The sequence below is a fragment of the Heyndrickxia sp. FSL W8-0496 genome, assembly GCF_038007825.1.
Lineage (GTDB): Bacteria > Bacillota > Bacilli > Bacillales > Bacillaceae_C > Heyndrickxia > Heyndrickxia oleronia.
Window position 1 is genome coordinate 1 of record NZ_JBBOXX010000001.1, and the last position, 12,376, is coordinate 12,376.

General features: G+C 36.9%; 8 protein-coding genes, 2 tRNA genes and 1 rRNA gene. All 11 read left to right on the top strand.

Features of this window, described 5'->3' with window-relative positions; translation table 11 throughout:
* A partial coding sequence (gene dnaA, locus NST63_RS00005) for a chromosomal replication initiator protein DnaA (RefSeq protein WP_341040906.1) occupies positions 1 to 1,017 on the top strand: 1,017 nt, incomplete at its 5' end.
* 210 nt (positions 1,018 to 1,227) lie between these two features.
* Positions 1,228 to 2,367 (top strand): DNA polymerase III subunit beta, encoded by a 1,140-nt coding sequence (gene dnaN, locus NST63_RS00010; protein WP_341040908.1) that lies wholly within the window; start codon positions 1,228 to 1,230, stop codon positions 2,365 to 2,367.
* 213 nt (positions 2,368 to 2,580) lie between these two features.
* Positions 2,581 to 2,796: a S4 domain-containing protein YaaA gene (gene yaaA, locus NST63_RS00015; protein ID WP_212944901.1), complete on the top strand. Its 216-nt coding sequence runs from the start codon at positions 2,581 to 2,583 to the stop codon at positions 2,794 to 2,796.
* 36 nt (positions 2,797 to 2,832) lie between these two features.
* A complete protein-coding gene (gene recF, locus NST63_RS00020) occupies positions 2,833 to 3,951 on the top strand; it encodes a DNA replication/repair protein RecF (protein ID WP_071975490.1) in 1,119 nt (372 codons plus the stop codon).
* Between the two features lie 11 nt (positions 3,952 to 3,962).
* A complete protein-coding gene (remB, locus tag NST63_RS00025; RefSeq protein WP_058006879.1) occupies positions 3,963 to 4,193 on the top strand; it encodes an extracellular matrix regulator RemB in 231 nt (76 codons plus the stop codon).
* A gap of 60 nt (positions 4,194 to 4,253) precedes the next feature.
* Positions 4,254 to 6,176, top strand: a complete 1,923-nt coding sequence (gene gyrB, locus NST63_RS00030) for a DNA topoisomerase (ATP-hydrolyzing) subunit B (protein WP_212944899.1) — start codon at positions 4,254 to 4,256, stop codon at positions 6,174 to 6,176.
* A gap of 65 nt (positions 6,177 to 6,241) precedes the next feature.
* Positions 6,242 to 8,740 (top strand): DNA gyrase subunit A, encoded by a 2,499-nt coding sequence (gene gyrA / locus NST63_RS00035; RefSeq protein ID WP_212944898.1) that lies wholly within the window; start codon positions 6,242 to 6,244, stop codon positions 8,738 to 8,740.
* 280 nt (positions 8,741 to 9,020) lie between these two features.
* Positions 9,021 to 10,097 carry an HD-GYP domain-containing protein gene (locus NST63_RS00040; RefSeq protein ID WP_212944897.1) on the top strand — a complete coding sequence of 359 codons (1,077 nt, stop codon included), beginning with the start codon at positions 9,021 to 9,023 and terminating at the stop codon, positions 10,095 to 10,097.
* Between the two features lie 392 nt (positions 10,098 to 10,489).
* A 16S ribosomal RNA gene (locus NST63_RS00045) occupies positions 10,490 to 12,042 on the top strand.
* A 150-nt stretch (positions 12,043 to 12,192) separates the two neighbouring features.
* A tRNA-Ile gene (locus tag NST63_RS00050) sits at positions 12,193 to 12,269 on the top strand.
* A gap of 14 nt (positions 12,270 to 12,283) precedes the next feature.
* Positions 12,284 to 12,359 (top strand) — tRNA-Ala (locus NST63_RS00055).
* Positions 12,360 to 12,376: the final 17 nt, after the last annotated feature.

Genomic DNA, 12,376 nt, shown 5'->3' on the forward strand with positions numbered 1-12,376 from the left:
ATGCTTAATCCAAAATATACATTTGAAACATTTGTCATTGGTTCAGGGAATCGATTTGCACATGCTGCATCACTTGCCGTAGCAGAGGCACCCGCAAAAGCCTATAATCCCTTTTTCATTTATGGGGGTGTAGGACTTGGAAAAACCCATTTAATGCACGCTATCGGCCACTATGTGATTGAACACAATCCATCTGCAAAAGTTGTATATTTATCCTCAGAAAAATTTACTAATGAGTTTATTAACTCAATTCGAGATAACAAAGCGGAAAATTTCCGTAATAAATATCGAAATGTTGATATTCTCCTAATAGATGATATTCAATTTCTTGCAGGAAAAGAATCAACTCAAGAAGAATTTTTCCATACTTTTAATGCCCTACATGAAGAAAGCAAACAAATTGTTATATCAAGTGATCGCCCACCTAAAGAAATACCAACATTAGAGGATCGTTTAAGATCACGCTTTGAATGGGGACTTATTACAGATATTACTCCACCTGATCTCGAAACAAGAATTGCTATTTTACGAAAAAAAGCAAAAGCTGACGGTTTAGATATCCCTAATGAAGTTATGCTTTATATTGCTAATCAAATCGATTCAAATATTCGAGAACTAGAAGGTGCTTTAATCCGTGTAGTTGCCTACTCCTCATTGATCAATAAAGATATCAATGCAGACTTAGCTGCGGATGCACTAAAGGATATTATTCCTAGTTCAAAACCTAAAGTAATCACGATTCATGATATTCAAAAATTGGTTGGAGAAGAATACAATGTAAAATTAGATGATTTTAAAGCAAAAAAGCGTACTAAATCAGTTGCCTTTCCTCGTCAAATTGCAATGTATTTATCTAGAGAACTAACCGATTCATCACTTCCTAAAATTGGCGAAGAGTTTGGTGGACGTGATCATACAACCGTCATACATGCACATGAAAAAATATCAAAATTACTTTTAACTGATTCTCAGCTTGAGAAAAAAATTCAAGAGATTAAAAGTTTACTAAAAGGATAAGAAAAAGTTTTAACCAATTATTTTTTGGGGAAAATGTGAATAACTTTACTTGAAATATGCACAGTCTGTCCACATGTGGATAGGCTGTCTTTCCTTTGATTATTGAAGTTATCCACATATTAACAGGGCCTATTACTATTACTACGATTTTTTAAAAGATAATTAATATACTATCAGTTTCTGATTAAAATAAATTCCGGGGGGACCATTATGAAATTCTCGATACAACGTGATCGTCTTATTGAAAGTGTTCAAGATGTAATGAAAGCTATTAGTCCAAGAACAACGATTCCAATTCTTACAGGAATAAAAATTACTGCAACGTCTGAAGGTGTAACATTAACTGGAAGTGATTCAGACGTATCAATTGAATCATTTATTCCGAATGAAGAAGATGGAAATCAATTAGTTGAGATTTTTACACCTGGTGGAATTGTATTACAAGCTAAATTTTTTAGTGAAATTGTTAAAAAATTACCTATGGATACAATTGAAATTGAAGTCATTAATCAATTACAAACAGTCATACGTTCAGGAAAGTCAGAATTTAACTTAAATGGTTTAGATCCTGAAGAATATCCTCATTTACCACAAGTATCTGAAGAGAATGTAATTAAAATCCCAACAGATATATTAAAAAATCTTACAAGACAAACGGTATTTGCCGTATCTACATCAGAAACTAGACCTATTCTAACTGGGGTGAATTGGAAAGTAGATTCAGGAAATTTAACCTGTATTGCTACAGATAGTCATCGTCTAGCAATGCGTTCTGCTGCAATTGAATATACAAATGATGCAGACTACAATATTGTTATTCCTGGTAAAAGTTTAAATGAATTGAATAAAATTTTAGATGATACAAGTGAACCTGTGGAAATTGTTATTACTGAAAATCAAATATTATTTAAAGCTAAACATTTATTATTTTTCTCCCGCTTGTTAGAAGGGAATTATCCTGATACATCAAGGTTAATCCCAACAGAAAGCAAAACAGATCTCGTGATAAATACAAAAGAATTTTTACAAGCTATAGATCGTGCCTCCCTTTTAGCAAGAGAAGGGAGAAATCCAAATGTAGTTAAGCTCACAACTTTAAATTCTGGTATCATTGAAATTTCATCAAACACACCAGAGGTTGGTAACGTTATTGAACAAGTTCAAAGTGAATCAATTAATGGAGAAGATTTAAAGATATCCTTTAGTGCCAAATATATGATGGATGCTCTTAAAGCACTTGAAGGATTTGAGATTCGAATTAGTTTTACTGGTGCAATGAGACCATTTATTATTCACCCAATTAATGATGAATCAATTTTACAACTAATTTTACCAGTCAGAACATACTAATAATCAATATAGAAAACGGCGGCCCTCAGTTAAAAGGGTCGCTTAATTTTTTAATTGTTCTATCCACAATTTATGTAAGAAGGATAGAATATATTCCATTCATCCACATGTGGATAACTAATAAAAAAGCCTAATTCTAGGAGCATTGTATTAATTTCATTTATTTAGTAAAATTATAAATTAGGGAATATTGAAGCGGAAAAGAGTGATAACATGGAAAAAAATGTAATAATTGAAACGGATATAATCACTTTAGGTCAATTTTTAAAATTAGCGGAAATCATTCAAAGTGGCGGTATGGCTAAATGGTTTTTGAGTGAACATGATGTATTTGTAAATGGAGAACAAGATCAAAGAAGAGGTAGAAAACTATCTGTAGGTGACCGTGTAGAAATACCTGAGTTCGGTATCTTTGTTGTCTCCCATTAAATGATTATGTGGGGTACATGTAAAGGATGTTAATCAATGCATATTGAAGAATTAGAACTAAAAAATTACCGTAACTATGAAACATTGTCTATTTCCTTTGAAAACAATGTAAATGTCATCCTTGGCGAGAATGCTCAAGGTAAAACCAATGTCATGGAATCTATCTATGTTTTAGCAATGGCTAAATCACATCGGACATCAAATGATAAAGATTTAATCCGCTGGGATCAAGAATATGCTAAAATAAAAGGTAGGATAAAAAAACTTAATGGTTCAATCCCATTAGAATTAATCATTTCCAAAAAGGGGAAAAAAGCAAAATTTAATCATATAGAACAACAGAAATTAAGCCAGTATGTTGGTAATATGAATGTTGTCATGTTTGCGCCTGAAGATCTCCATTTAGTAAAAGGGAGCCCTCAAGTTAGGCGTCGTTTTATTGATATGGAAATTGGTCAAGTATCACCAGTCTATTTGCATGATATCAGTCAGTATCAAAAAATTTTGCAGCAACGAAATCATTATCTTAAACAACTCCAAATGCAAAAGCAAAAAGACGAAACGATGCTTGATGTTCTAACTGAACAGTTTTTGCAAATTGCTATAAAGGTTATAAAGAAAAGGTTTGAGTTTATTCGACTACTTGAAGAATGGGCAAGACCAATTCACACAGGTATTTCCCGGGGACTTGAAACGCTGGAAATACAGTATAAACCTTCAATAAATGTATCAGAAGACTTAGATTCGTCAAACCTATTAAAAGAAATGGAAGAAAAGATTTCCTTAAATCGTAAAAGGGAAATTGAGCGGGGAGTTACACTAATAGGACCACATCGTGATGAACTAATTTTTAATGTGAATAATCGGGACGTACAAACCTTTGGTTCGCAAGGGCAACAACGAACGACTGCATTATCCTTAAAACTGGCAGAAATTGAGTTGATTCATTCAGAAATTGGAGAATATCCAATTTTACTGTTAGATGATGTTCTATCTGAATTAGATGATTACCGTCAATCGCATTTATTAAACACCATCCAAGGAAAGGTTCAAACCTTTGTTACAACAACAAGTGTTGATGGTATTGATCATCAAACATTAAAGGATGCTTCAACATTTTCAGTTGAGGCGGGATTTATGTCACGTATAAAGTGAGGTGTGTAAACATGTATTTGCATGTAGGGGAAGATGTAATGGTTCGCACTGATGAAATAATCGCTATTTTGGATAAAGGATCAGTCATTGATTCTGCTATTTTTCAAGAATTTCTACAGAAGAACGAAAAGAAAAAGATGCTGAATCTTTCAAAAGGTGATTTCAAATCCATAGTTATTACCGATCATCAACATTATCTCTCCCCTTTAGCCTCAGGTACACTCGTAAAACGACTAAGTTAAGAGAAAAGTAACAACTCTTTTTAATATAAATTTTGGAAGTGTAGGTGAATTCAAGTGCCAATGGAACAAGAACAAGTGCAAGGACAATCCTATGATGAAAATCAGATACAGGTTCTTGAAGGACTGGAAGCCGTTCGTAAGCGTCCAGGTATGTATATTGGATCCACAAGTAGTAAAGGCCTTCATCATCTAGTTTGGGAAATTGTAGATAATAGTATTGATGAAGCCTTAGCTGGATTTTGTGATGAAATAAATATTGTTATTGAAAACGATAATAGTATAAAAGTTATTGATAATGGACGTGGAATTCCAGTAGGTATTCATGAAAAAATGGGTAGACCTGCTGTTGAGGTTATTCATACAGTTCTTCACGCTGGAGGTAAATTTGGCGGCGGAGGATACAAAGTATCTGGTGGACTACATGGTGTGGGTGCTTCTGTTGTTAATGCCTTATCTAGTGAATTTGAAGTATATGTTCATCGTGATGGGAAAATCCACTATCAAAAATATGAACGAGGAGTTCCTTGTTTTGATTTAAAAATAATTGGTGAAACAGATCATACAGGAACAACGAGTCATTTTAAACCTGATAATGTAATTTTTACAGAAACAACTGTCTATGATTATGATGTTTTAGCTACTCGTGTAAGGGAACTTGCATTTTTAAACAGAGGGTTAAAACTTACAATTGAAGATAAAAGAGATGAGACAAAAAGAAATGAATATCACTATGAAGGTGGTATCAAATCCTATGTAGAGCATCTAAACAGAACGAAAGAGGTCATCCATGAAGAGCCTATTTATGTTGAAGGTGAAAAGGACGGCATAGCTATAGAGGTATCTATTCAATATAACGAAGGGTTTACTAGTAGCATTTATTCATTTGCCAATAATATTCATACGTACGAAGGCGGAACACATGAATTTGGCTTTAAGACTGCCCTGACAAGGGTAATTAATGATTATGCACGTAAAAATGGATTGATAAAAGAGAATGATTCTAACTTATCTGGTGAAGATGTTCGAGAAGGATTAACAGCTATTATCTCAATTAAGCATCCAGACCCTCAATTTGAAGGACAAACGAAAACAAAATTAGGAAATTCAGAAGCTAGAACCATTACAGATGCGGTTTTTTCTGAGCACTTTGATAAATTTATGCTAGAAAATCCTACTGTTGCTAAAAAGATTGTTGAAAAAGGCTTAATGGCTGCACGTGCACGTTTGGCGGCGAAGAAGGCGCGTGAACTTACTAGAAGAAAAAGTGCACTTGAAGTTTCAAGTTTACCTGGAAAATTGGCTGATTGCTCTTCAAAGGATCCTAAAATAAGTGAATTATTTATCGTAGAGGGTGACTCTGCAGGTGGTTCAGCCAAACAAGGAAGAGATAGACATTTTCAAGCGATTTTGCCATTACGTGGTAAAATCCTAAATGTTGAAAAGGCACGTTTAGATAAAATTTTGTCTAACAATGAAATTCGTACAATTATTACCGCACTCGGTACAGGGATTAGTGATGACTTTGAAATCTCTAAAGCTCGTTATCATAAAGTAGTTATCATGACAGATGCAGATGTCGATGGTGCTCATATTAGAACCTTATTATTAACCTTTTTCTATCGTTATATGAGACAAATAGTAGAGGCAGGGTATATTTATATTGCCCAACCACCTTTATATAAAATTTCACAAGGAAAACGAGTAGAATATGTTTATAGTGATCGAGAATTAGAGGAAATGCTTAGCCAAATGCCGCAGCAACCAAAGCCTGGTATCCAACGATATAAAGGTCTTGGAGAAATGAATCCTGAACAATTATGGGAAACAACGATGGACCCAACCAATCGTACATTACTACAAGTAAGTTTAGAGGATGCAATAGGAGCGGATGAAACATTCGAGATGCTTATGGGGGATAAGGTCGAACCACGTCGTAACTTTATTGAAGAAAACGCCATTTATGTGAAAAATCTCGATATTTAATTGCGAAATACAAAGAAGCAATCAGTTGATACTGGTTGCTTGATTCTCTTAAAGGAGGTTCTAGTATGTCTGAAACACCGAAATCAAATATTAAAGAAGTAAATATTAGTCATGAAATGCGTACTTCCTTCTTGGATTATGCCATGAGTGTTATCGTTTCTCGTGCACTTCCAGATGTACGTGATGGGTTAAAGCCCGTACATCGAAGGATTCTTTATGCAATGAATGATTTAGGAATGACATCAGATAAAGCCTATAAAAAATCAGCTCGTATCGTTGGAGAAGTTATTGGTAAGTACCATCCACATGGTGACTCCGCGGTTTACGAAACGATGGTTCGTATGGCTCAGGATTTTAGCTATCGATATATGTTGGTTGATGGACATGGTAACTTTGGTTCTATTGATGGTGACTCTGCAGCTGCTATGCGTTATACCGAAGCACGGATGTCAAAAATATCAATGGAATTAGTTCGAGATTTAAACAAGGATACGATTGATTATCAGGACAACTATGATGGATCAGAAAGAGAACCGGTTGTTCTTCCATCTCGATTTCCGAACTTATTAGTAAATGGTACATCGGGTATTGCAGTAGGTATGGCAACCAATATTCCTCCTCATCAGCTTGGAGAAGTAATTGATGGTGTCCTTGCTTTGAGTAAGGATCCAGATATTACAATTCAAGAACTAATGGAGTATATACCAGGCCCAGATTTTCCAACTGCGGGTTTAATTGTTGGTAGAAGTGGGATCAGGCGTGCTTATGAGACAGGACGTGGTTCCATTACTCTACGGGCACGAGTAGAAATAGAACAAAAACCGAATGGTAAAGAATCGATTATCATTAAAGAAATACCTTACCAAGTGAATAAAGCTAAGCTTGTAGAAAGAATTGCTGAGCTTGTAAGAGATAAAAAAATTGATGGAATTACAGATTTAAGTGATCAATCTGATCGTCAAGGTATGCATGTTGTTATCGATGTTAGAAGAGATGCAAATGCAAATGTCCTTTTAAATAATTTGTACAAACACACCGCGCTTCAAACAACATTTGGGATAAATTTATTAGCTCTTGTGGAAGGGCAACCAAAAGTATTAAATTTAAAACAGTGTTTATATCATTATTTAGAGCATCAAAAAGTAATTATTCGTAGAAGAACAGAGTTTGAATTACGTAAAGCGGAAGCACGTGCACACATCTTAGAAGGTTTACGTATAGCATTAGATCATATTGACGAAATTATAAGCTTAATTCGTTCATCTCAAACAACTGAAATAGCTAGAAACGGTTTAATGGAGAATTTTTCATTATCCGAAAAACAAGCTCAAGCAATTCTTGATATGCGTCTACAACGACTAACTGGATTAGAACGTGAAAAGATTGAAGAAGAGTATCAGGAATTAATCAAGCTGATTGCTGAATTAAGAGCTATTTTAGCGGATGAGGAAAAGGTCTTAGAAATCATTCGTGAAGAGCTGTTAGAAATAAAGGAACGTTTTAATGACGTGCGCCGTACAGAAATTGTTTCTGGTGGAGTCGAACAAATTGAAGACGAAGATTTAATTCCACGGGAAAATATTGTGATAAGTTTAACACATAATGGATATATTAAGCGTCTCCCAATTTCAACCTACAAAAGCCAAAAGCGTGGCGGCCGTGGGGTTCAAGGGATGGGAACAAATGAAGATGATTTTGTTGAACATTTATTAACAACTTCGACACATGACACGATCCTGTTCTTTACAAATAAAGGGAAAGTATATCGAGCTAAAGGATATGAAATTCCTGAGTTTAGCAGAACAGCAAAAGGGATTCCGATTATTAATCTACTTGGTATCGAAAAAGATGAGTGGATTAACACAATGATTCGTGTAGAAGAATTTGTTGATGATAGCTTCCTATTCTTTACAACCAAAAAAGGAATTTCTAAACGAACGCCATTAACTGATTTTGCCAATATACGTACAAATGGATTGATTGCCATTCATCTCCGTGAAGAAGATGAACTTATTTCTGTAAAACTTACAGATGGGGATAGAGATATTATTATAGGCACCAAAAATGGTATGTTAATAAGATTCCCAGAGGTAGATGTTCGTTCAATGGGTAGAACAGCAACTGGTGTTAAAGGAATTACTCTTTCTGGTGATGATGAAGTCGTTGGCATGGAAATATTAGATGAGAGTAATGATGTTCTAATTGTAACCATAAATGGTTATGGAAAACGGACAACTGCATCTGAATATCGTATTCAAAGTCGTGGCGGTAAAGGTTTAAAAACATGTAATATCACTGAAAAGAATGGTGGCTTAATAGCAGTAAAAACAGTTACTGGAGAAGAAGACCTTATGCTTATAACAGCTGGTGGAGTTCTTATTCGTATGGCGGTAAGTGACATCTCCCAATTAGGAAGAAATACACAGGGAGTCAAGCTCATTCGGTTAGGTGAGGATGAACATGTAGCTACAGTGGCAAAGGTTGAAAAGGAAGAAGAGACTTTGGAGGCAGAGGATACAGCAGAGGAAGCATCCGAATTAATTGAGAACGAAGAGAAAGAGTAAAATTTTGTAAAGAGACATCGCTATGATGTCTCTTTTTTGATAAAATATTTAAAAAGGGGTTTTGTATAGATTGTTGCTTTGTAAAAGCTGGCAGTTGTGCTTTTACACCCAATAAAGGATTCAACGATTGTTATTGAGTTTGAAGCTCTTTTCTCAGTGAAATGAAAGGTGGAGCGGATTTTAGCCGATAGTTATTGGTTAAAATTTTGCTTAAATAGCAACAATGTTTGAGAAAAGAGTCTTTATAAAAGATAGTTAATGAAAAATTGGGGTGGGAAGAATGAAAGTCACGATTGAAGACTTACGTGTAGGGGCTGTTTTAGCAGAAGATGTAATGGGGATGACTGGACAACCAATCATTCCTAAAAAAACAATGATAACTCCAGAACATATAGAAGTATTAAAGGCTTTCTTGAAAACGGAAGTGATCATTGAAGGATTGACAAGGAAACATGATCAGAAAAAAAATGAAGAGCGTGTATATGAAAGTAAAGAAGAAAAGAAGATAATATATTCATCATTTCGAGAGGATTTTGAAATAGCAGTAACGAAGTACAAAATAGATTTTCAAAAATGGCAATCGGGGTCAGCAGTTGATATTGCTAATGTAAGGGATTTTCTTTATAAATTACTTGAAAAAGCTGAAGAAAAAAATATTTCTATTTCATCTCAAAACTTTTCTACTAACCAGAATAACTATATTTATGATCATTCTGTTGCAGTAGGAATTATTAGCGGATTAATAGCCAAGAAAATGGGCTATGATAAAGGTCTTTACTATCAAACAGCATTAGCTGGCTGCTTGGCAAATGTCGGTATGGCAAAGATATCCCCAAAAATCCTTACCAAATCAGGTGTCCTCACATCAGAAGAGAATAAGGAAATTCAAGATCATCCAAATTTAAGCTTAAAAATGATTCAAAATAGTCCTCTACTAAAACCTGAAACAAAATTAGCTGTATTTCAACACCATGAAAGATTAGATGGTAGCGGGTACCCAATGGGGATAAAAGGAAATCAGTTTTATCCAATTTCCCGAATAGTAGCAGTAGCTGATGTATTTCATGCATTAATTTCTAATCGGTCCCATAAAAAAAATATTGCCCCTTTAAAAGCTATAGAAATGATGAAAATAGATGAATTTGGAAAATATGATATATCTGTTTTAAACACACTATCATTAATGGCAGCAAAACTTTCTATTGGTACTAGAGTAAGATTATCGAATGGAGAGATAGGGGTAGTTCTTTTCACTAAACAACATGCATTAACGAGACCATTAATAAAGTTAAATAACGGTGAATCCATAGATCTTGAAAAGATGAGAGAGATATATATAGAGGAAGTTTATTCATAAACAGATAACTCTGTGAGAAGGAAGGATTATAAAATGGCTCCTTTCAATATCCTAAACTTGATGAAATAAACAATTGTGAAGTATATAAAGAAATTTATTAACTATACAATAAAGCTATAGAAAAGAGTCAATATAAATCTTCCTTCTAAAAAGTTTAGGACTTTTAAAAAAAAGTTATTGTGTTTGCAAATAATATCTGATAGAATAATATTCGTTGGTCTTTTATATCAACTATATAAATTTCAAAAAATATTATATTAAAATAGGTATTGACTTGAAATGATATATATGATAATATATAAAAGTCGCTTAAAGGTGATTGATCTTTGAAAACTGAACAAAACGAAACGTCAATGAATTACTTTTATTTATAAAGAGCTATATCAAACATCTTTTTGGAGAGTTTGATCCTGGCTCAGGACGAACGCTGGCGGCGTGCCTAATACATGCAAGTCGAGCGAATCTGATGGGAGCTTGCTCCCTGATGATTAGCGGCGGACGGGTGAGTAACACGTGGGTAACCTGCCTGTAAGACTGGGATAACTCCGGGAAACCGGGGCTAATACCGGATAACTTTTTCCTTCGCATGAAGGAGAATTGAAAGATGGCTCCGGCTATCACTTACAGATGGACCCGCGGCGCATTAGCTAGTTGGTGAGGTAACGGCTCACCAAGGCGACGATGCGTAGCCGACTTGAGAGGGTGATCGGCCACACTGGGACTGAGACACGGCCCAGACTCCTACGGGAGGCAGCAGTAGGGAATCTTCCGCAATGGACGAAAGTCTGACGGAGCAACGCCGCGTGAGTGATGAAGGTTTTCGGATCGTAAAACTCTGTTGTTAGGGAAGAACAAGTATCGTTCGAATAGGGCGGTACCTTGACGGTACCTAACCAGAAAGCCACGGCTAACTACGTGCCAGCAGCCGCGGTAATACGTAGGTGGCAAGCGTTGTCCGGAATTATTGGGCGTAAAGCGCGCGCAGGCGGTTTCTTAAGTCTGATGTGAAATCTTGCGGCTCAACCGCAAGCGGCCATTGGAAACTGGGAGACTTGAGTGCAGAAGAGGAGAGTGGAATTCCACGTGTAGCGGTGAAATGCGTAGAGATGTGGAGGAACACCAGTGGCGAAGGCGACTCTCTGGTCTGTAACTGACGCTGAGGCGCGAAAGCGTGGGGAGCGAACAGGATTAGATACCCTGGTAGTCCACGCCGTAAACGATGAGTGCTAAGTGTTAGAGGGTTTCCGCCCTTTAGTGCTGCAGCTAACGCATTAAGCACTCCGCCTGGGGAGTACGGCCGCAAGGCTGAAACTCAAAGGAATTGACGGGGGCCCGCACAAGCGGTGGAGCATGTGGTTTAATTCGAAGCAACGCGAAGAACCTTACCAGGTCTTGACATCCTCTTGACCTCCCTAGAGATAGGGATTTCCCTTCGGGGACAGGAGTGACAGGTGGTGCATGGTTGTCGTCAGCTCGTGTCGTGAGATGTTGGGTTAAGTCCCGCAACGAGCGCAACCCTTGACCTTAGTTGCCAGCATTTAGTTGGGCACTCTAAGGTGACTGCCGGTGACAAACCGGAGGAAGGTGGGGATGACGTCAAATCATCATGCCCCTTATGACCTGGGCTACACACGTGCTACAATGGATGGTACAAAGGGCTGCAAGACCGCGAGGTTTAGCCAATCCCATAAAACCATTCTCAGTTCGGATTGTAGGCTGCAACTCGCCTACATGAAGCCGGAATCGCTAGTAATCGCGGATCAGCATGCCGCGGTGAATACGTTCCCGGGCCTTGTACACACCGCCCGTCACACCACGAGAGTTTGTAACACCCGAAGTCGGTGAGGTAACCTTTTGGAGCCAGCCGCCGAAGGTGGGACAGATGATTGGGGTGAAGTCGTAACAAGGTAGCCGTATCGGAAGGTGCGGCTGGATCACCTCCTTTCTAAGGAATATGGAAAACCACTTACGTGGTTCAGACGTCTTCTGTTTTGTTCAGTTTTGAAGGTTCAATCCTTCTAAGAAAATATGCATGAATAAAAACATGACTTTGGTATGTTCATCTATCCATTGTCTTTTGTTTCCTAATAAATGTGGGCCTATAGCTCAGCTGGTTAGAGCGCACGCCTGATAAGCGTGAGGTCGATGGTTCGAGTCCATTTAGGCCCACCATATAAACATTTTTTGGGGCCTTAGCTCAGCTGGGAGAGCGCCTGCTTTGCACGCAGGAGGTCAGCGGTTCGATCCCGCTAGGCTCCACCATTGTTCTTTGAAAACTA

What these genes read in the sequence shown, in the direction of transcription:
- dnaN (WP_341040908.1), top strand. Translation starts at nt 1,228, where the DNA reads ATGAAATTCTCGATACAACGTGATCGTCTTATTGAAAGTGTTCAAGAT.
- yaaA (WP_212944901.1), top strand. Translation starts at nt 2,581, where the DNA reads ATGGAAAAAAATGTAATAATTGAAACGGATATAATCACTTTAGGTCAA.
- recF (WP_071975490.1), top strand. Translation starts at nt 2,833, where the DNA reads ATGCATATTGAAGAATTAGAACTAAAAAATTACCGTAACTATGAAACA.
- remB (WP_058006879.1), top strand. Translation starts at nt 3,963, where the DNA reads ATGTATTTGCATGTAGGGGAAGATGTAATGGTTCGCACTGATGAAATA.
- gyrB (WP_212944899.1), top strand. Translation starts at nt 4,254, where the DNA reads ATGGAACAAGAACAAGTGCAAGGACAATCCTATGATGAAAATCAGATA.
- gyrA (WP_212944898.1), top strand. Translation starts at nt 6,242, where the DNA reads ATGTCTGAAACACCGAAATCAAATATTAAAGAAGTAAATATTAGTCAT.
- NST63_RS00040 (WP_212944897.1), top strand. Translation starts at nt 9,021, where the DNA reads ATGAAAGTCACGATTGAAGACTTACGTGTAGGGGCTGTTTTAGCAGAA.